Origin of the sequence: Enterococcus sp. AZ015 (assembly GCF_050499225.1) — a bacterium.
Classification (GTDB): Bacteria; Bacillota; Bacilli; order Lactobacillales; family Enterococcaceae; genus Enterococcus_D; species Enterococcus_D entomosocium.
Map to the genome: position 1 here is coordinate 496,782 of NZ_JBMHEX010000001.1, position 20,314 is coordinate 517,095.

Annotated in this window: 17 protein-coding genes and 1 pseudogene; 15 read left to right on the forward strand and 3 right to left on the reverse strand. The window is 39.7% G+C overall.

Translation table 11 applies throughout. From position 1 onward, the window contains the following. Positions 1–27 precede the first annotated feature (27 nt). Positions 28–2,619 (forward strand): bifunctional acetaldehyde-CoA/alcohol dehydrogenase, encoded by a 2,592-nt coding sequence (gene adhE, locus IGK85_RS02345; protein ID WP_008376050.1) that lies wholly within the window; start codon positions 28–30, stop codon positions 2,617–2,619. A gap of 247 nt (positions 2,620–2,866) precedes the next feature. Here the strand turns inward: adhE and IGK85_RS02350 are convergent, their stop codons facing one another. Beyond that, complete coding sequence (locus IGK85_RS02350; protein ID WP_008376048.1) at positions 2,867–4,414, reverse strand: alpha-N-arabinofuranosidase; 1,548 nt, start codon at positions 4,412–4,414, stop codon at positions 2,867–2,869. 85 nt (positions 4,415–4,499) lie between these two features. Between IGK85_RS02350 and IGK85_RS02355 the strand changes: the two genes are divergently transcribed. From IGK85_RS02355 to sufB, 10 genes are all read left to right on the forward strand, one after another. Beyond that, entirely contained in the window at positions 4,500–5,267 is a 768-nt protein-coding gene (locus IGK85_RS02355; protein ID WP_008376047.1) for an AraC family transcriptional regulator, read from the forward strand. Positions 5,268–5,358: 91 nt separating this feature from the next. Beyond that, positions 5,359–5,844, forward strand: a complete 486-nt coding sequence (locus IGK85_RS02360; protein ID WP_008376045.1) for a hypothetical protein — start codon at positions 5,359–5,361, stop codon at positions 5,842–5,844. 113 nt (positions 5,845–5,957) lie between these two features. Then, a complete protein-coding gene (locus IGK85_RS02365) occupies positions 5,958–6,500 on the forward strand; it encodes a GNAT family N-acetyltransferase (RefSeq protein WP_008376042.1) in 543 nt (180 codons plus the stop codon). A gap of 186 nt (positions 6,501–6,686) precedes the next feature. Then, on the forward strand, positions 6,687–6,911 hold the full coding sequence (gene mazE, locus IGK85_RS02370) for a type II toxin-antitoxin system PemI/MazE family antitoxin (RefSeq protein ID WP_429968901.1): 225 nt from the start codon (positions 6,687–6,689) through the stop codon (positions 6,909–6,911). Then, positions 6,904–7,254 carry a type II toxin-antitoxin system PemK/MazF family toxin gene (locus IGK85_RS02375; protein ID WP_005232114.1) on the forward strand — a complete coding sequence of 117 codons (351 nt, stop codon included), beginning with the start codon at positions 6,904–6,906 and terminating at the stop codon, positions 7,252–7,254. The genes mazE and IGK85_RS02375 overlap by 8 nt, the downstream gene beginning before the upstream one ends. 305 nt (positions 7,255–7,559) lie before the next feature. Further along, the gene (sufC, locus tag IGK85_RS02380) at positions 7,560–8,333 is read left to right on the forward strand and encodes a Fe-S cluster assembly ATPase SufC (protein ID WP_005232112.1); all 774 of its coding nucleotides are present in this window, start codon (positions 7,560–7,562) and stop codon (positions 8,331–8,333) included. 13 nt (positions 8,334–8,346) lie between these two features. Further along, positions 8,347–9,651, forward strand: a complete 1,305-nt coding sequence (sufD, locus tag IGK85_RS02385; RefSeq protein ID WP_008376036.1) for a Fe-S cluster assembly protein SufD — start codon at positions 8,347–8,349, stop codon at positions 9,649–9,651. Then, the gene (locus IGK85_RS02390) at positions 9,648–10,892 is read left to right on the forward strand and encodes a cysteine desulfurase (protein ID WP_008376033.1); all 1,245 of its coding nucleotides are present in this window, start codon (positions 9,648–9,650) and stop codon (positions 10,890–10,892) included. The genes sufD and IGK85_RS02390 overlap by 4 nt, the downstream gene beginning before the upstream one ends. Further along, positions 10,870–11,364, forward strand: coding sequence for a Fe-S cluster assembly sulfur transfer protein SufU (gene sufU, locus IGK85_RS02395; protein ID WP_005232105.1), 495 nt, complete (start codon positions 10,870–10,872; stop codon positions 11,362–11,364). Before IGK85_RS02390 ends, sufU begins: the two co-directional genes overlap by 23 nt. A 29-nt stretch (positions 11,365–11,393) precedes the next feature. Further along, the gene (gene sufB, locus IGK85_RS02400) at positions 11,394–12,785 is read left to right on the forward strand and encodes a Fe-S cluster assembly protein SufB (protein WP_005232103.1); all 1,392 of its coding nucleotides are present in this window, start codon (positions 11,394–11,396) and stop codon (positions 12,783–12,785) included. Between the two features lie 83 nt (positions 12,786–12,868). On the opposite strand, the gene IGK85_RS02405 is transcribed toward sufB, so the two are convergent. Continuing rightward, complete coding sequence (locus tag IGK85_RS02405; RefSeq protein WP_429968902.1) at positions 12,869–13,321, reverse strand: tyrosine-type recombinase/integrase; 453 nt, start codon at positions 13,319–13,321, stop codon at positions 12,869–12,871. Here IGK85_RS02405 and IGK85_RS02410 point away from each other — a divergent pair. The 4 genes from IGK85_RS02410 to IGK85_RS02425 all read left to right on the forward strand — a co-directional run bounded on the left by IGK85_RS02410 (position 13,300) and on the right by IGK85_RS02425 (position 18,444). After that, positions 13,300–13,968: a DUF4767 domain-containing protein gene (locus tag IGK85_RS02410; RefSeq protein WP_008376027.1), complete on the forward strand. Its 669-nt coding sequence runs from the start codon at positions 13,300–13,302 to the stop codon at positions 13,966–13,968. The genes IGK85_RS02405 and IGK85_RS02410 overlap by 22 nt on opposite strands. Before the next feature lie 416 nt (positions 13,969–14,384). After that, complete coding sequence (locus tag IGK85_RS02415) at positions 14,385–15,341, forward strand: hypothetical protein (RefSeq protein WP_008376026.1); 957 nt, start codon at positions 14,385–14,387, stop codon at positions 15,339–15,341. 14 nt (positions 15,342–15,355) lie between these two features. Next, a complete protein-coding gene (locus tag IGK85_RS02420; protein WP_008376025.1) occupies positions 15,356–15,874 on the forward strand; it encodes a hypothetical protein in 519 nt (172 codons plus the stop codon). Positions 15,875–15,891: 17 nt separating this feature from the next. Next, positions 15,892–18,444 carry a DEAD/DEAH box helicase family protein gene (locus IGK85_RS02425; RefSeq protein WP_008376024.1) on the forward strand — a complete coding sequence of 851 codons (2,553 nt, stop codon included), beginning with the start codon at positions 15,892–15,894 and terminating at the stop codon, positions 18,442–18,444. 318 nt (positions 18,445–18,762) lie between these two features. On the opposite strand, the pseudogene IGK85_RS02430 reads toward IGK85_RS02425, so the two are convergent. Continuing rightward, positions 18,763–20,056, reverse strand: a pseudogene (locus IGK85_RS02430) (ISL3 family transposase). Between the last annotated feature and the right edge of the window lie 258 nt (positions 20,057–20,314).

The window sequence follows — 20,314 nt, forward strand, 5'->3', positions numbered from 1 at the left end:
CTTGTTTAAAAACTAGGAGGACAAACAATGGCTAAGACATTGGAAAAAGAAGTGACAATCGACGTACAAGCAATGATCGACGATTTAGCAACGAAGGCAAATGTGGCGTTAAAAGAAATGGAAAGCTTTGATCAAGAAAAAGTGGACCACATTGTTCATGAAATGGCAATGGCAGCATTAGACAAACACATGCCTTTAGCTAAAATGGCAGTAGAAGAAACTGGCCGTGGTATCTATGAAGATAAAGCAATCAAAAACATGTACGCTTCAGAATATATTTGGAACAGTATCAAACATGACAAAACAGTCGGCGTGATCAATGAAGACAAACAAAAAGGCTTGATCGAAATCGCTGAACCAGTTGGTGTCGTTTGTGGGGTAACACCAACAACCAACCCAACATCTACAACGATCTTTAAAGCAATGATCGCTTTGAAAACACGTAACCCGATCGTTTTTGCTTTCCACCCATCTGCACAAAAATGTTCAGCAGAAGCTGCACGTATCGTTCGTGATGCAGCCATCGCTGCTGGGGCACCTGAAAACTGTGTGCAATGGATCGAACATCCATCAATCGAAGCGACTGGCTTATTGATGAACCACCCAGGAATTGCGATCGTATTAGCAACTGGTGGGGCTGGCATGGTCAAAGCAGCATACTCAACTGGTAAACCTGCATTAGGTGTTGGACCAGGGAACGTACCTGCGTATATCGAAAAAACAGCGAAAGTGAAACGAGCAGTCAATGACTTGATCGTATCAAAAACCTTTGATAACGGAATGATCTGTGCCTCTGAACAAGCAGTGATCGTTGATAAAGAAGTCTATGCCTCTGTGAAAGCAGAATTTGAAGCACATCAAGTATACGTTGTAAAAGCAAAAGAATTACAAAAACTTGAAGATGCCGTGATGAACGAAGGGAAATATGCCGTAAATCCAGCAATCGTTGGTCATTCAGCAATGGATATCGCGAAATTAGCAGGCATCAACGTACCAGAAGGAACAAAATTATTGATCGCTGAACTTGACGGTGTCGGTGCTGATTACCCACTATCAAGAGAAAAACTTTCTCCAGTTTTAGCAATGATCAAAGCAAACAACACAGAAGACGCGTTCGAAAAATGTGAAGCAATGCTTGATTTAGGCGGATTAGGCCATACAGCGGTGATCCACACTGAAAACGAAGACTTGCAATTAGCCTTCGGCCTACGCATGAAAGCTTGCCGTATCTTAGTTAACACACCATCTGCAGAAGGTGGTATCGGAAATATCTACAACGAAATGATTCCATCATTGACACTTGGTTGTGGTTCATACGGGAAAAACTCTGTATCACGAAATGTTTCTGCCGTGAACTTGATCAACGTGAAAACTGTAGCGAAACGGAGAAATAATATGCAATGGTTTAAATTGCCACCAAAAATCTTCTTTGAAAAGAACTCTCTAATGTACTTGGAGAAAATGGAAAACGTTGAACGTGTCATGATCGTTTGTGACCCTGGTATGGTTCAATTCGGCTATTGCGATACGGTTCGTGAAGTACTTGCTCGTCGTAAAAATGACGTGAAAATCGAAGTCTTCTCTGACGTAGAACCAAACCCATCAACAAACACCGTTTACGCTGGAACAAAAATGATGGTTGATTTCAAACCAGATACAGTGATCGCCCTTGGTGGTGGATCAGCAATGGATGCTGCCAAAGGCATGTGGATGTTCTATGAGCACCCAGATACTTCATTCTTCGGCGCGAAACAAAAATTCTTAGATATCCGTAAACGGACCTACAAGATCGACAAACCAGAAAAAACGCAATTCGTTTGTATCCCAACAACGTCTGGTACTGGTTCTGAAGTAACCCCATTTGCGGTTATCACTGACAGTGAAACACACGTGAAGTACCCATTAGCTGATTACGCATTGACACCAGATGTTGCAATCGTTGACCCTCAATTCGTAATGTCAGTACCTGCTTCTGTTACAGCAGACACTGGAATGGACGTTTTGACTCATGCGATCGAATCTTATGTGTCAGTAATGGCATCTGATTACACTCGTGGATTGAGCTTACAAGCAATCAAGTTAGTCTTTGACTACTTAGAAAAATCAGTGAAAACACCTGATATGGAATCTCGCGAAAAAATGCATAATGCTTCAACAATGGCAGGTATGGCCTTCGCCAATGCATTCCTAGGTATTTGTCACTCAGTAGCCCACAAAATCGGTGGTGAATATGGTATTCCTCACGGACGTACAAATGCGATTCTTTTACCGCACATTATCCGTTACAATGCCAAAGACCCACAAAAACATGCAATGTTCCCTAAATATGACTTCTTCCGTGCCGATACAGATTACGCAGACATTGCGAAATTCTTAGGCCTTAAAGGCAAAACAACGGCTGAATTGGTTGAAGCATTGGCAACAGCTGTTTACGAATTAGGACAATCTGTGGGTATCGACATGAGCTTGAAAGCGCAAGGCGTCACTCAACAAACACTAGATACAACAGTTGATCGCATGGCTGAATTGGCTTACGAAGACCAATGTACAACAGCAAATCCAAAAGAACCACTAATCTCTGAATTGAAACAAATCATCGTTGATGCTTATAACGGCTAAACAATGAATCAAGAACACCCTGCGGTATCTTAGCTGCCGCAGGGTGTTCTTTTGTCGTCTCATTTTTTTTGAGAAAGCAAGCTGGCAGTTGCCGGCTTCTTGCCCAGATCAGTTAAGAATGCGAAAAATAGCAATTGAACAGGGCGGTGGATCGTAAAAAAGGAGTGGATGTCTCCACTCCGTAAAAGTCTCATTTTTTCAGGATGTCACCAAGGCTGCTGCTTTTTTGCTCAAACAGATAGGCTCGTTACTTGCTGCCGTTTTTCTTCAAGCGTAGCATCTGGAAGCTTTGTTTTTCCAAGACGACACGCAAAATGCCGTCATTCAATTCCGCTGTTTTTCCATTGACGGGCACAACGTTGTTCGGGGTTGCTTCGGTATTGACAGCATGCAAGTCTGGGTGGTGCAAGACTTGATGGGTAGCGATTTGCAATGAATCATATTGACGCAAGTCGCAAGTGAATTCATTGGCATCCTGCAAATCCTTATTTACCAAGAAAAAGGTCAAATAGTCATCTTCGTTTTCGATCGCAATGGCATCCACATAAGAAGCTTTTCCGTGGCTGCTATCGAAATCAGCCCCTCGAAGGATGCTATGCAATACGTGACCGCGACCATAGTTGCTGATCATTTCATAGGGATAAAAAATCGTTTGTTTCCAAGCGGCAGTATCGGAAGTCATGATCGGTGCGATCACGTTGACCAGCTGTGCCATGCAGGCGATTTTGACGCGATCTGCGTGCTGAAGCATCGTGATCATCATGCTTGCGACGAGTAACGCATCTTCAAAGTGATAGACGTCTTCTAATTGTGGTGGGTGTTGACTCCAAGGTTCAATTTTTTGATCCTGTTCATTTGAGTGATACCAGACGTTCCATTCGTCGAAGGAAATATTGATGGTCTTCTTGCTTCGGCGTTTGGCTTTCACCGCATCACAGATCGCTGCGACTTGGCTGATGAACTGATCCATTGCGACATTGCTTGCTAGATAATCTTGGCTATCGCCGTTACGGTTGCCATAATATTGGTGCATGGAAATGTAGTCGACTTGATCGTAACAATGACTTAATACTGTATCTTCCCACATGCCAAAGGTCGGCATCGTGAGAGAAGAACTACCACAAGCGACGGTTTCGATCGTTGGGTCCACCAGACGCATCGCTTTGCCAGCTTCTTCTGCGAGACGGCCATATTCATCGGCTGTTTTATGTCCTTCTTGCCAAGGACCGTCCATTTCATTGCCTAGACACCAAAGTTTGATGTCATGAGGATCGGCCACCCCATGGGCACGACGGAGGTCACTATAATAGCTGCCGCCTTTTAAATTGGTGTATTCAATCAAGTTTTTCGCTGCTTCGATTCCTCGTGTCCCAAGATTGATCGCCATCATCGGTGCTGTATTGACTTGTTTGGCCCAATCCATAAATTCGTTTAAGCCGAACTGATTGCTTTCGATTACCCGCCAGGCCAAATCGATTTTTGCTGGCCGTTGCTCTTTAGGGCCGACGCTATCTTCCCATTTATACCCAGAGACGAAATTGCCTCCTGGGTAACGGACGATCGGCACATTCAACTGCTTGATCAAGGCAGCGACATCTTGACGAAAGCCTTGCTCATCGGCAAAAGGACTTTCTGGTTGATAGATCCCTTCGTACACACAGCGCCCTAAGTGCTCCACAAAAGAGCCGTAGATCCGTTCGTCGACTGGTGCCAAAATAAAGTGTTTGTCTAAATACATCGTAGTTTTCTTCAATGTTGCAACCCCTTTCTTTTTTTTATTGTAGCGATAGTCCATGAAAATAAACACTACATTCTGTCTTATTCTATTGACGTTTTGTCCGTTTTCTTTATACTAAAGGCAAGTAGGAAGGAGTGAGAAGTTGAACGTAACCTATTCAGGATTTCAAATGCACAATGCTGTTTCCGATCATATTTATCGCCCCTCTGGCTTAAAGCATTATCTTTTCGTGTTGACGTTGTCTCCAATGGTTTTCACTTTTGAAGATGGTCATCAAGAAACTAGTGAAAAAGGTAGCTGCATTCTTTTTCCTCCAACCGTCTATCAAGATTATCGTGGCAAAGAAGATTTTTTTAATAGCTTTGTTGAGTTTCAAACGGATCAGGTGATCGAAGAAACCTATGCGATCCCTTGTAACCAACTGTTCCAGCCGAAAAATATTCAACAAATCAACAAATTGATCCAAAAGATCAATCATGAATTCTTGTTGCCACAACGGCACACGGAAGAATTGATCGCGGCGTATATGACAAATCTATTGGTCTTACTTGAACGCAATTTTGAAGAAAGCATCCCGCAACCACAAAACGAACACTATCAACTGTTTCAAGCGATGCGGTTGAAAATGTTAGTCAATTGCGAACAGCAATGGGATTTTTACCAGTTTAGCCGAGAGCTTTCCATCGGTAAAAGCCAATTCTATAAGCTCTATCAACAATTTTTTCATACCACGCCCAAAGAAGATTTATTGCAAGCTCGGTTTCAAAAGTTTTTTTATTTACGCAGCAACGAAACACTAACGATTCGAGAGGCGGCGTTTCAATCTGGGTTCCAAAACATCAACCATTTTAATCGGCTCTTTGCGAAGCGCTATGGCTGTGCACCGACAAAGTACCAACAGGAGCAATAGGCAGGTCTGATCGGTAAAAACGCAGAAAAAAGTCCGACGAATTCTTGACGGATGAAAGAGAAAACGGGACAATGTCATTAGGAGGTGGCATATGGATACAGAAACGATCGTAAGCGAACTTTCTAAACGTTCAAGTGAATTGGAAGCGCTACAAAGAAAATTGAGTCAAAGCCAATTAATGAATAATGAAGCGGCACAAACGTTCATTTTTGACTTAAAGGATTATTTAGATAGCTTAAAGCTCATAACAGATTTAGTACCGTCAGCGGCAACTACAACAGTGGAAGTTGACCAGTTGTCGTACGTCTTAGGTGAACAAAATCAAAGCATCCAGCAGCTGCTGGTTATTTTGGAAGAAGCCGAAGCAAATGACGACCAGCGCTTTTTCGGCAAAAGTGCGGGAGAAGTGCGGCGGATGATTGGCAGTCTGTCTGGGATCCTGGAACTAAACGGTCTGTTGCTGCAAGACAATCGTGGCTTTCAGCAAGTCGTGAAGGAAACTGGACCGCTTCAGGTGACTGAAACAAAGGAAGTCTCTGAGAAAAAAGGATTTCTCCAAAAGCTTTTCGGGAAATAAGCACTGATCGTCAATCAAAACATGAATCACTTGTACCAAAAAAACGGCGCTTCACAATGTGTGAAGAACCGTTTAAGGAGACGACTTTCTTTAGGAGAAAGGGGGGCTTGAAAATGGCAGAAACAGTCACACTTCAACCGATTACCGAAGAAATGCTTGCTGAACTTTGGTCGATCAGCTATGGACCAAAGGCAGATTTAGAATGGAAAAAATGGGACGGACCGTATTTCCAAGACCCCGTATTGACGTGGGAAGAATTTCGAACGGGGTTTGGCGCTAGCTGTATCGACAACCCGTTACGTAAAGCGATCAGCTATCAAGGTAGAATCGTGGGGATCGCGACCGCTTATTGGGAAGACAATACCTTGCAGCAGTGGTTGGAATTCGGGATAGCCATCTATGATGCTTCCCTTTGGAATCAAGGCATTGGCAGCCAAGCAATTCGCCAGTGGATCAATGAGTTGTTTGAATCACAGCCTCATATCCAGCGTGTCGGGTACACCACGTGGTCGGGCAATCACCGCATGATGAAACTAGGAGAAAAGCTAGGGATGACCAAAGAAGCCCAGATCCGCAAAGTCCGTTTCTGGGAAGGCACCTATTATGATTCCATCAAGTATGGCATCTTGCGAGAAGAATGGGCACAGCAGAAGTGAAGGTAGGGGATACGAAATTTTTTCGTGTCCTCTTTCGTTGTTGATGATTGATCAGATGCATTTTGCGTATAGTAAAGTACCTAGTAAAAAAGGGGCTGATCTCCTAGCTGTATTTTGTAATTACAGTAATTACGTGGTAAAATAGACTATATATGTCATGAAGGAAAGGTGATTGTTTTGGATACAGTGAAAACAAGAAAGCAAGGAAATGCGGTAATGGTCACGCTAGCAAGTAAGTTTGAGATTCCTGCTGGTAAGACCTACTTTATCAGCAAAGAAAACGATGGTACGATTTCCTTGATTCCTAAGATCGATGATTATTTTTTAGCTGCGAAAGAGAAAGAATTTGTTGATGAAGAAGATATGCTAGCTGCTGATTTTATTGTTGAAGGCAGGCTGCTTGATGAATAGGCTCGAACAAGGGACTCTTGTATTTATTGATTTTGATCCCTCGAAAGGGAGTGAAATCAAAAAGCGCAGGCCTGCTTTAGTCATCAGCAGGGATGAGTACAGTTACACCTCAAATTTGATCATTGTTTGTCCAATAACGAGTACAGATAGGAAGCGTCCTTACTTTGTCGATATTCAACACGATAAATTGAAACCTGGGAGTAAAGTAAATACAAAGCAAGTTTATACGTTAGATTATTCCGAGCGTGGCGGTAGAAAGATTGAAATTTTAGGGAAACTATCAAAAAAAGAACTGATTAACGTTGCACAGCATTTTATGATGAACTTTAATTTTCCATTATAGTTAAAAAAACAGCAGGATGGAAAAAGTGAAGGACCCTCACAAAAAACGAGTGAGGGTCCTTCACTTTGATTTCCTAAGAATACAAGGTTTCAACAATAGAGAAAAGAAGATAGTTGAAAGATAAAAGTAAAATTTCAAAAATAGTCGACTTTCTGAACAATAACCATGTACTATCTCTATGTAATACTTTATAATAATTCCAATGTACAGATTAGAAATATTTTAAAAAAGTCGGGAATAGCGTTTGAAGTTCATTCTCAATTAGTCTAAAATAGTGAGAAAGAAAAGATACTGGAGGGAAAGAAATGTCAGTTTTAGAAATCAAAAATCTACACGTCCAAATCGAAGATAAAAAGATTTTAAAAGGCGTTGACTTAGTGTTAAAAACTGGAGAGATCCATGCCATCATGGGACCAAACGGTACAGGGAAATCAACCTTGTCCGCTGCCATCATGGGCAACCCGAATTATGAAGTGACAGAAGGGGAAATTTTGTTCGACGGCGAAAACGTCTTGGAAATGGAAGTGGATGAGCGAGCTCGTTTAGGTCTGTTCTTGGCGATGCAATACCCAAGTGAAATTCCAGGCATTACCAATGCGGAATTTATGCGGGCAGCGATCAATGCCAAACGTGACGAAGACGACAAAATCTCTGTCATGGATTTCTTGAAAAAATTAGATGAAAAAATGGATTTATTGAATATGCCCGAAGAAATGGCGGAACGCTATTTGAATGAAGGCTTCTCCGGTGGAGAAAAGAAACGAAATGAAATCTTACAATTGTTGATGCTAGATCCAACCTTTGCGATTTTGGATGAGATCGACTCTGGTCTAGATATCGATGCCTTGAAAGTCGTAGCAAAAGGCGTCAATGAAATGCGCGGCGAAGGCTTTGGCGCTTTGATCATCACCCATTACCAACGTCTGTTAAACTACATCACACCAGACGTGGTTCATATCATGATGGAAGGCCGTGTCGTGATGACCGGTTCGGCAGACTTAGCCAAACGCCTAGAAGCAGAAGGCTATGCTGGGATCAGTAAAGAGTTAGGGATCGACTACAAAGAAGAAGAAGCGTAAGGAGGCAAGGTAAATGGCAAAATTACAGGATTATCTTGAACAAGTCAACGTTTTTTCAGCGTTAAAAGAAGAGCCTGAATGGATGTTGGAATTACGCCAAGCAGCCCTTGCGAAAGTGGATGAACTTGCGTTTCCAAAAATCGAGCGGGTGCGTTACGAGCGTTGGCCATTGTTCAATATCGACGAACAAGCACTTGCTGGTGAGTACGCTTTGTCAGAAGAAGAAGTGGCAGGCGCAGTTCCTGCCTTTGACGCGATGGATAACCATCCGACCCTCGTTCAGTTCGATGACACCACGATCTTTGAGCAATTACCGCAAGAGTTGATCGACAAAGGCGTGATCTTTACGGACTTGTTTACAGCAATGAAAGAAGTACCAGAGTTGGTTAATCAATACTATATGACCAAAGCAGTGCCAATGGACGAAGACAAAATGACCGCAGCACATGCGGCGTTTATGAATAGCGGCATGTTCTTGTATGTACCAAAAAACGTGGTGATCGAAGAACCCCTTGAAGCGATTTTCTACCACAATGGCAATAGCCAAGCGCATTTCTTCAAACACATTTTGATCGTTGCTGATGAGCACAGTGAGTTCAGCTATTTGGAACGTTTCCAAACCAAAGGCGACCAAGCGAAAAAACTGTCAGGCAATATCGTAGTGGAAGTAATTGCCAAAGCAGGCGCGAAGGTCAAATTCTCTGCGATTGATCAGTTAGGTGTCAACATTACTACGTATATGAATCGTCGCGGCTACGTATTACGAGATGCGATGGTAGATTGGGCGATCGGAGTCATGAATGACGGCGACGTCGTGGCAGACTTTGATTCTGATCTTGTAGGCGAAGGCGCGCATTCGGAAGTCAAAGCGGTCGCAATCAGTGCTGGACGCCAAACACAAGGGATCGATACCCGCGTAACCAACAAAGCACCGCATTCCATTGGTCATATCCTGCAACACGGCGTTATCAGAGAACGCGGCGTCTTAACCTTTAACGGTATCGGACACATTTTAAAAGGAGCCAAAGGAGCGGACGCGCAACAAGAAAGCCGAGTCTTAATGCTTTCTGACCAGGCTCGTGGCGATGCTAACCCAATCCTTTTGATCGATGAGCACGAAGTAACAGCCGGACACGCAGCCAGTGTGGGACGGGTCGATCCAGAAGAAATGTACTACTTGATGAGTCGTGGGTTGCGCAAAGAAGAAGCGGAACGTTTGGTGATTCGTGGTTTCTTAGGCTCCGTCTTGACCGCGATCCCAGTCAAAGAAGTGCAACAAGAATTGGTTACCGTTATCGAAGGGAAGTTGCTCGCATGATCGATGCCCAAAAAGTGAAACAAGCGTTTCCCATCTTGGATCAGCTCGTAAATGACGAACCATTGATCTACCTCGACAATGCCGCCACTACGCAAAAACCAGAGGCGGTGCTGCAGGCAATCACCGATTATTACCATCAAGACAATGCCAACGTTCATCGTGGGGTTCATACCCTCGCAGAACGGGCGACCCATTCCTATGAAGGCGCACGAGAAAAGGTTCGCCGTTTTATCCATGCGAGTGAGACGGCGGAAGTGCTGTTTACTCGAGGGACGACCACTGGTTTAAATTGGGTCTCCCGCAGCTACGGCGACCGTTTTGTCAATGAAGGCGATGAAATCGTGATTTCTTATATGGAACATCACTCCAATATCATCCCTTGGCAGCAATTAGCTGCTCGGAAAAAAGCTACCTTGAAATATATCCAGTTGACACCAGAAGGCACCTTGGACATGGAAGATGCCAAGAAACAGATCACAGACAAAACCGCCATCGTTTCGATCGCGCACGTTTCCAATGTTTTAGGCGTGATCAATCCGATTGCAGAGCTAACCAAATTGGCGCATCAGCACCAAGCCGTCATGGTGGTGGATGGTGCTCAGGCTGTTCCACATATGGCAGTTGATGTCCAAGCACTGGATTGTGATTTCTATGCCTTTTCTGGCCATAAAATGTGCGGACCAACTGGCATCGGTGTCTTATACGGCAAACGGCAATGGCTGGATCAAATGGAGCCCGTCGAATTTGGCGGTGAAATGATCGATTTTGTCCATCTGAAAGAAAGCACGTGGAAAGAACTGCCGTGGAAATTTGAAGCGGGCACACCAAATATTGCCGGCGCGATCGGCTTAGGTGCAGCGGTCGATTACTTAACAGAAATCGGCTTAGAAAATATCCACGACCATGAAGCAGACTTAGCTGCCTACGTTTTGCCCAAACTGCAAGCCATTGAAGGTTTGACCATCTATGGTCCCCAAGAAGCAGCAAAACGCACGGGAGTGATCGCCTTTAATCTATCTGGCATCCATCCTCATGATGTTGCCACCGCTTTAGACATGGAAGGCATCGCGGTACGGGCAGGTCATCATTGTGCCCAACCCCTCTTGACCTATTTGCAAGTCCCAGCGACTGCACGGGCCAGCTTTTACCTGTATAATACAAGAGAGGACGCCGATCGACTGGTTGACGCCATCAAGCTGACGAAGGAGTTTTTCCAACATGGCACTAACGAAATTAGATAATTTGTATCGACAAGTCATTCTGGATCATTCCAGCCATCCACATCATCGAGGCACCTTGGATGATTCAACGTACAAAGTCGAATTGAATAACCCTACCTGTGGCGACGTGATCCACTTGGAGCTCGCTGTCGAAGGAGACACCATCAAAGACATCGCCTTTACTGGCGAAGGCTGTTCCATCAGTACCGCCAGTGCATCCATGATGGGGGATGCGATTATCGGTAAGACACTAGCAGAAGCTGGTGAACTTTCAGGCTTGTTTTCTGAGCTCGTCCAAGGAAATGACATTCCCCAAAGCGATCGTTTAGGCGATGCTTCCATGCTTGGGGGGGTGGCGAAGTTTCCTGCACGCATCAAGTGTGCGACCTTAGCTTGGAAAGCATTAGAAAAAGCCATTGCTGCCGACAGTACACAAGCATCTGTCAGTCACAGCCACGCCAATGAATCTGACACTGAAGAAACCAGCGAATAGACAACCGCACTACAAAAGGAGTGAGAACCATGGGTGTACCCGAATTAGAAGAATATAAATTTGGCTTCCACGATGACGTGCAGCCTGTTTTTAGTACCGGTGAAGGATTGACCGAAGACATCGTCCGTGAAATCTCACGGGTCAAGCAAGAGCCAGAATGGATGCTTGAGTTCCGCTTGAAGTCTCTTGAAGCCTTCAACAAGATGCCCATGCAAAACTGGGGCCCAGACCTGTCTGACATCGATTTTGATGCCATCAAATATTATCAAAAACCAAGTGATCGTCCTGCCCGTGATTGGGATGACGTACCAGAAAAAATCAAAGAGACCTTTGAACGCATTGGTATTCCAGAAGCCGAGCGGGCATACCTGGCTGGCGCTTCTGCCCAATACGAATCAGAAGTCGTTTACCACAACATGAAAGAAGAGTTTGAAAAACTTGGCATCGTCTTTACCGATACCGATTCAGCCTTGAAGGAATACCCTGAGCTGTTCAAACAATACTTCTCAAAATTAGTCCCACCAACCGATAATAAGCTTGCTGCTTTAAACTCAGCCGTTTGGTCAGGTGGTACCTTTATCTATGTACCAAAAGGCGTTCGTGTCGATGTGCCATTACAAACCTATTTCCGAATCAATGCCGAAAATACCGGTCAGTTCGAACGCACATTGATCATCGTTGACGAAGGCGCCAGCGTTCATTACGTTGAAGGCTGTACCGCCCCAACCTATTCAAGCAATAGTTTGCACGCAGCCATCGTTGAAATTTTTACCCTAAAAGACGCTTACTGCCGCTACACCACCATTCAAAACTGGTCAGACAACGTCTACAACCTAGTAACCAAACGGGCCAAAGCCTTAGAAGGTGCTACCGTTGAATGGATCGATGGCAACCTAGGTGCCAAAACAACCATGAAATACCCAAGTGTGTATCTTGATGGCAAAGGCGCACGAGGCACGATGCTTTCCATTGCCTTTGCAGGTGCCAACCAAATCCAAGATACCGGTGCAAAAATGATCCATAACGCACCAAACACCTCCAGCTCCATCGTCTCAAAATCAATTTCTAAAGACGGCGGTGCAGTAAACTACCGTGGACAAGTCACCTTCGGCAAGAAGAGCGCAGGCTCTATCTCCCATATCGAGTGTGACACTATCATCATGGATGACCTATCGAAATCCGATACCATCCCATTCAATGAGATCCACAACAGCCAGGTGTCCCTAGAACACGAAGCCAAAGTCTCCAAAATCTCAGAAGAACAACTGTACTACCTAATGAGCCGCGGTCTCTCCGAAAGCGAAGCAACCGAAATGATCGTCATGGGATTCGTCGAACCATTCACCAAAGAATTACCGATGGAATACGCAGTCGAATTGAACCGGTTGATTAGTTATGAGATGGAAGGGTCTGTGGGGTAAACCTATTATATGAGCTAGAACCCTTGATGTATAAGGATTCTAGCTTTTTTGTTTTGTCTTGATAGTAGAAATGACCAGTTTTTTTACTGATTATCCATCATATCAGCAAAGTCTTGACCAGTTTTCTTAGGGGCGTTGTTTGTAATGTGTGCATAGATGTCTAATGTCACTTTACTATTTTCATGCCCTAATCGTTGTTGAACTATCTTGACAGAGTCTCCAGCTTCTAATAACAAACTAGGATGGGAATGTCTGAGTCCATGAGGCGTAATGTGAGGTAAGATATACTTTTTCAAAATATATCTTAACCAATCATTCACTGTATTTGGAATGTATGGAGAGTTTTTAAGTGTTGTAAAAAAATTGCTCTTAGTGACATCTGGCAGTCTTAGTTTTGTAAAAGAGAGCTCTGTCAGTAATTCTTCAACAGAAGATAAGATAGTTGATGAAATGTTATGGAATACTGATAAGGATAAAAAGCTTAATGACTTTATGAATACTTGGGGGGCAAACCATGAATCAGACGTATAAACAATATAGTCCGATTAATAATGTTGATTTATACGGTTTACAACTCTCTGACTCGGTTCTGAATAACAATAAGTGGCAGGCGGCTATTGGTAATACGCCAATAGTTTTAAACTGGTCAGAAAGTGGTGAAGAAGAATCAGGTTATTCTTTAGTAGCTGTTTATTCGGATGCAGAGGCACAAGATCATTTATCGAAGCATGTTTATTTCTTTACCATTAATTCAGGAGCACCCAAAGTGTTAATAACTAGCCAGAATCAAGGGAATCCGAATAATTATTTATACTTTAAAGAAACAGAGAATAAAGAGCTTAGAGATGGTTTTAATAATATTGTGAATAGTAGTGTAACTCTTGATGATGCTAAATCAAATTTTACCAAAGATGAACAACTCAGCTACTTCATCAGCAACTATGGTCAATTACCTTATAAAGGCTATCTAACGACTGAAAATGATGGCAATGGTACAAGGATTACTTATGATGTTGATGAGTCTATTCCAAATGATCAGCAAGCTATATCAGAAGCAATTGAACATCTGAAAGCAATTAGCCTATCTGTTCAGCAGAAGGTAGGAGAAGGGATAACAGTAAGCTTAAAAGAGCCGCTGGAAACGGAGTACACTCTTACTCTGATTGATGGACAACCAACTTAAGCTAATCATATTTTCGGTAGAATCATACAAGGAATTGAATAGGACAGAGAACCCCACCCCGTTGTTTTGTGACCGTACTAAGGGTACCCTTTAAATGAGCTACAGTGCTCACTTGGGGTACTCTTTTTTTGACTTTTGCAAAAGGTTAATTAGTTTTGATATATGAAACGAAATGAAATAAAGCTTTATAAACATTGATATACAAGGGTTTCCATATTTCATATGTAAATGAAATGAAAAATAATTTTTGGCTGAAAATCCTTGAAAAGTACTACATAGTTGTGGGAGTTATTGCAGATGAAACAGACCTACAAATATTACATATTAAATTGAAATATTGTGAAAATGTGGATAAATGTATACAAATATTGATATAATAGAAAAAAAGTGTATTTTATTGATTGGGGAGTTAGTGTATGGGATATTGCGTATTCAAGCTGAATTTACAACCAGATGTTTTAAGTATGTATGAAAACAAAAATGAGTTAGATTACTTGATTCTTCAAGAAATTCCTAATGTTTTAGAAAACATCTCCGAAATAACACAGTCTGGTCATTTTTTTGAAATAAGAGTGGAGAGTCAATCTTCACAAGATTTCACTAAATTGTTTGAAAAATTAGAGAAACTGACTTTTAAATTACTTGATGAATATAACGAAGTATTACATCATTATAGAGAAAAAGAAGAAGTGTTATACCCAAAAAAATTTTTGAAGTTAAATGAAGAATGTATGGATTTAAGAAGAGATATAGAGCATAGGTATACAGGTATAAGAAAAGCATTTGATACTATTTCGGACGAAAGGGTAGATGAAATATATTCTATAGAAAGTGATAATCAAGTTGGCACGGGGATAACCCATATAAGAAAGTTTTTTAAGATAAAAGAATTTTTGTCAACAGACAGAGGAAAGAACTCTCTCAAACCGCTGGATTTAATTTCTTATTACAATTCCCAGACCGAGCATATACTTGTTGAAACAGATGATATTGAGTTGGCAAATAATTATATAGATGCACTGGAAGAATTAATTAATACATCAAAAGATATCACGCCTCGTATAGGAAAAGTCAATATAAATCCTATATATGAGAGTATCCAATTAGAAGGTGAATATACTGAAATTAGCTATACTTTAGTTTATCCTAATGGAAATCCTCCTTTAGAGAGACACAGTATATTACAGGAATCTCAGGCTAAAGAAATTCATTCAAAATTAATAGGCACGGATGGACAGCCTTTAAAAAAAGATCCCATAAAGGAAATGTTAGAAGGAGAAGCAAAAAAGGGGTACTTAAAACAATTTAAAGCAAAAGGAAAAGATTTTGTTACTAAAATTCGAATCTTAAAAAATAAAGAATCCGATGTTTGAGAGAGGTTTGGATAATGAAAAAAAACTTTTATAATAACCCGATTAAATTAGTGTGGATAGCTCGTGGAAGTCTATTGCCGAATTATTTATTAATAATTTGGGTACTAATTGTTATATTTTTGAGTTTAGGAACTTTTGTGTTTAATTATGTAGATTTTTCTAGTTTCTATATAGATAAGTATTTTAGTGCTTCGACAACGGGACTCACATTTACTTTAGCTCTTTTTACTGCAGAAAAAAATGTTTTTAAAGTAGATGAACTAAAAAAGTTTGCAGATTATTTAGATGAGGAGGGGAAAAATCAGGGGAAACCACTATTAGATTTTTTAGCGCCATTTGTATTTACTTCCTTAATTTTTTTAATCACTGGAACTTTATCTTTAATTGTTCCATTTATTAAGTTAGATGTTTCTGAAGTTGTTGCTAAAGGATTAATACAGATTTATTTAAATGTTTTATTGTTAGGATTATTCGGTTTATTTAATTTAGTTGTTACTATGTTAAATGACGTTTATCATGCTGTTTCAAGATGAGAATAGGAGATGTTTAAATGGTAGATTTTAATGAAAAGATGGGGATAGGGAAAATAATTTTAGAAACAGATCCTGAAAAAATTTATGATACTTTAGATAGGTCAACTGAAAAAGGACCCTTAAGACCAGAACAAATTGAAATTCTTAATAAGTGGTACTCTGAAAGAAGTAACGATGAAAACACTATTTTAAAGCTAAATACTGGTAAGGGGAAAACAATAATCGGTTTATTAATATTATTATCTAAGATGAATAGTTTAAATAAACCAGTTTTATATATGTGTCCAAACAATTTTTTAGTCGAGCAGACAGTTGCACAAGCTAAGCAATTTGGCATTAAAACATGCACGATTGGAACTGATAGGCAACTTCCTATGGAATATATCAATGCTGAATCTATATTAGTCATTACATCACAATATATGTTTCATGGGTACTCAAAATTTGAAGATGATAGATTCAGCACAGATTGTGGGGCTATTGTAATAGATGATTCACATGCAGTGATTGATAATATTAGACAGTCTATGAAATTTTTAATAACAAAAAATAAATCAGAACTTGTATATAATAAATTTCTGTCCCTTTTTGAAGAACCAATGAAAAAACAAGGGTTAGGAACATTTGAGGATATAAAAAATGATAGTGATAACGATGATTCCTATATATATGTTCCTTATTGGGCTTGGAAGGATAGTATAGAACAAGTTACCAATATTTTGTCTCAAAACAAAGACTACAATGAAATAAAATATACTTGGCCTATTTTAAAAGACAGTTTGGTAGATGCGGATTGTTATATATCTTCTTCAAGTATTGAAATAGTTCCATATATATTACCAATTGAAAAATTTACAACTTATAGTAATGCAGATCATAAAATATATATGTCCGCTACTATAAGTGAAGATTCTATTTTGATTAAAGAGTTAGGGCTTGAACAACAAGTAGTTAAAAACCCATTAACCCTAGATTTAGAGGATTGGTCTGGAGAAAAGATGATGATTACTCCGAGCAACATATCAGATCAACTTGATAGAAGTAAAATCGTAGAATATTTCGGAAAACCTACTGAAAAAAACAAAAAAGTTGGAAAAGTTGTATTAACTCCTTCATTTCTTAGAACTAAAGATTGGGAAGCGTATGGTTCTAGAATTTTGGATAGCAATAACTTATCTGCGGGTATACAATATTTATCTCAAGAGAGTAAACCATTATCAATTGTTTTTGCTAATCGATATGATGGTATTGATTTACCAGATGATTTATGTAGGATTTTAATAATAGATTCACTCCCAAAATTTGAATCATTAGAAGATAAATATATCTCTGATGTGTTACCAGATTCAACTTTAATGTCAATGAGAAAAATTCAAAAAATTGAGCAAGGAATTGGTAGAAGTGTTAGAGGGGAGAAAGATTACTCAGCTATTGTATTTATAGGTAACGATTTAATATCTTTTATGGGTAGTAAGAAAAATAGAGAATATTTTTCTCGATATACAAAGCAACAAATACGTATTGGAGAATTAATAAGTCAATTTGGTAAAGAGGATTTGGAAAACGGCAAAGTAAAATATCCTATAAATGTATTATTCAATTTACTCAATCAGTTGTTAGATAGAGATGTTGGTTGGAAAAAATTTTATGAAGCTCAAATGAATGAAACTCCAACAGAAATTGTAGATATTTCCAATATGGATAGATTAACTAAAGAAAGAAAATTTATGGAAGAATATTCTAAAGGAAATGTTGAGAAAGCTTTAATGTTAGTACAAGAATATATTGATAGTTACTGTCATGATGAATTGGAAAGAGGTTACTACTTACAAGTAAAAGCAAAATATCAATATAAAAATTCTCATTCAGAATCAATAAAAATTCAGAATGTAGCTTATCAAAAAAACAATGCATTATTAGCTTATACTGATTCTATAAAAGTCGAACAGATAACTGGACAGAGTTTTTCACAACGTTCGGAAAATATTAAGGATAAATTATGTGAAATAGGGTGTAAAGATGAGTTGCTATTAGTAATGAAGGAATTGCAAAGCAAATTGCAGTTTGGTGATGATTCTGAAAGATTTGAACAAGGTATAAATTTACTAGGTGAATTATTAGGTTTTGAAACTCAGAGACCTGAAAAAGATTATAAACAAGGACCTGATAATTTGTGGGCTGTAGCTCCTAATGATTATTTTATTATTGAGTGTAAGAATAAAGTTCTACTATCAAGAAAACATATTAATAAAAGTGAAAGTGGTCAAATGAATAACTCTATTGCTTGGTTTAATAGAAAATATGGTAATAGTAACCATACTAATTTTATGATTGTTGGTACTAAGTATTACGATGCAGCTGGAGGATTTAATGAAGATGTAAAAATTATTAGAAAAAATAAATTTAAAAAATTATTGAATAATGTTATGAATTTTTTGAAAGAGTTTCAAAATGAAAACTTTGAGGATATTGCCTCTTCTAAGATAAGTGAATTATTGACTATTCATAACTTAAATATTATTGATTTGAAACAAGAGTACTTTGAGGAAGCAAGACCCTATCAAAAATAAAATAGATAATCAGTTTTTTTAACTAACTATCTATTTATGCTCCCAATAACATATTTAAATCGACCAGATTTTGACCATCTTAATTTGACAATTAATGATAATTATTGATTCATTGAACTACTATGAATCATTGTAATTGTTTGGTTTGACAATGATTGACACTGGTTGAGAAGTCTATTCCAATATGGAAGGTTCTGTGGGGTAATTGAATTGCATAAGCTAGAAATGCCTATTTGGGCTCTTTGTCAATAAGGACTGATGAGTTGTGCAAAATCAAATCTGGGTCAGAATGAACCTCATTCTGGCTCAGATTTTTTGTTATCTTACATTGATTATTTGATTGATCAAAAAGATTCTAATTCTCATGTTCTCGAATGATTTAAATCCGTAGGATACTCGTTTCATTGTCTTTATGTGGGTATTCTTCGCTTCTATTTTCCATTGGAATAAGGTTAGATCATTGCGTTGGTAATGCCTTCTTCATAGGTCAGAAGGTTTTGAAGCTTCTCCCGAAAGCCACCATCTAACGTTTCTGGAAGTTCTGCCAATAAGGAGAAAAATAAGTCAGGGTCTTTGTCTCGAAAGGCTTCAACTAATTCATGAAAAATGGGATACGCCTCCTTTAGGGGCGTAGAAAACTCAAGCAATCGATCAATCATCATTGCTTCAGTAAGAAATGGGTATTTTGGTGCTCGGAAACTTTTCCATGTTTTGTATTCATAATGGTTGATGTTTGCACGATTTTTTAGCAAAAAGCGCCAGTTCTTTTTCAGTTTTTCTGCCTGGCTTTTCTGTCCTGCTTTACGAAGTTCATTCATTTCACGGATACGCAACTCATTGAACGCTTGATTCATGTGTTTGACAATATGAAAACGATCAATCACTACTTTCGCATTTGGCAGAACACGTTTGGTGAGCTGGAAGTAGGCGGCGTTCATGTCTGTCACCAAGAATTCTACTTCTTCTGGATTGGTACAACCTAAGAAATAGCTTGTTAATCGAGGTAATTTACGCATAGGCAAAACATCTATTAATTTTCCTGTTTCGCCATCTGCGCAAATAAAGCTCATTTTATCTTCTATGGAAGCATGCGAGCGAAATTCATCAACCATCAATACTCTGGGGAGAATCTTCTTAGATTGCTTTGGCAAATAGCTTTTAAACTCTTTCAATGTACGAATAACGGTGGTCAAAGATACCTGACAGCTTTTCGCAATAAAAGATAAAGATACTTTTTCAGTCAGTAAAGAAGCAATTTTATATCTAACATGATTTGCGATTGAATGTCTGGGTTGGACAAAATAACTTTGAGCAGTCCAATGGGTGCGGCAGTTTTTACAGGTATAGCGCTGCTTTTTTAGGCGCATAACCAAAGGCATATGATTGCATTGTTCAAAACGGACAATCGTTTCCTTCTTCCCATTTTTCACTATAATTGCTTTCCCGTTTCCATCTACCACAGTAGAACCACAACTTCTACAAGCTCGAGGAGTAGGCGAGAGAACAGCATCGACGACCAACGTCTTTTTCTTCTGAAGGGTCTCGTAAGAGACCTCTGTAATCATCAAATCTTTCTCTATTATTCTCAGCATTTTTTGATAGAATCATTCATATAGCATATCGTCCTCTCAGTTTGTTTATTTTGTGGTGATTTAATCATACTAGAGAACGATATGTTTTTTAATATCTAAAATGAAAATGGGGCTGAAGAATCAATTCTGATTCATCAGTCCCATAAATTATAGAGCCCTTTTTTTATGTGAAAACAATTACCACTTATGTCAACGTATGCTGATACCATTTCTTCCCTCAAAATCGCAGCAAGAAAATCAGGCCCCGAACGCCCCATTCGATGGTCATCACGACATAA

Coding starts and splice junctions, on each gene's coding strand:
- adhE (WP_008376050.1), top strand. CDS start 28: ATGGCTAAGACATTGGAAAAAGAAGTGACAATCGACGTACAAGCAATG.
- IGK85_RS02350 (WP_008376048.1), bottom strand. CDS start 4,414: ATGGACTATCGCTACAATAAAAAAAAGAAAGGGGTTGCAACATTGAAG.
- IGK85_RS02360 (WP_008376045.1), top strand. CDS start 5,359: ATGGATACAGAAACGATCGTAAGCGAACTTTCTAAACGTTCAAGTGAA.
- IGK85_RS02365 (WP_008376042.1), top strand. CDS start 5,958: ATGGCAGAAACAGTCACACTTCAACCGATTACCGAAGAAATGCTTGCT.
- IGK85_RS02375 (WP_005232114.1), top strand. CDS start 6,904: ATGAATAGGCTCGAACAAGGGACTCTTGTATTTATTGATTTTGATCCC.
- sufC (WP_005232112.1), top strand. CDS start 7,560: ATGTCAGTTTTAGAAATCAAAAATCTACACGTCCAAATCGAAGATAAA.
- sufD (WP_008376036.1), top strand. CDS start 8,347: ATGGCAAAATTACAGGATTATCTTGAACAAGTCAACGTTTTTTCAGCG.
- IGK85_RS02390 (WP_008376033.1), top strand. CDS start 9,648: ATGATCGATGCCCAAAAAGTGAAACAAGCGTTTCCCATCTTGGATCAG.
- sufU (WP_005232105.1), top strand. CDS start 10,870: ATGGCACTAACGAAATTAGATAATTTGTATCGACAAGTCATTCTGGAT.
- sufB (WP_005232103.1), top strand. CDS start 11,394: ATGGGTGTACCCGAATTAGAAGAATATAAATTTGGCTTCCACGATGAC.
- IGK85_RS02410 (WP_008376027.1), top strand. CDS start 13,300: ATGAATCAGACGTATAAACAATATAGTCCGATTAATAATGTTGATTTA.
- IGK85_RS02415 (WP_008376026.1), top strand. CDS start 14,385: ATGGGATATTGCGTATTCAAGCTGAATTTACAACCAGATGTTTTAAGT.
- IGK85_RS02420 (WP_008376025.1), top strand. CDS start 15,356: ATGAAAAAAAACTTTTATAATAACCCGATTAAATTAGTGTGGATAGCT.
- IGK85_RS02425 (WP_008376024.1), top strand. CDS start 15,892: ATGGTAGATTTTAATGAAAAGATGGGGATAGGGAAAATAATTTTAGAA.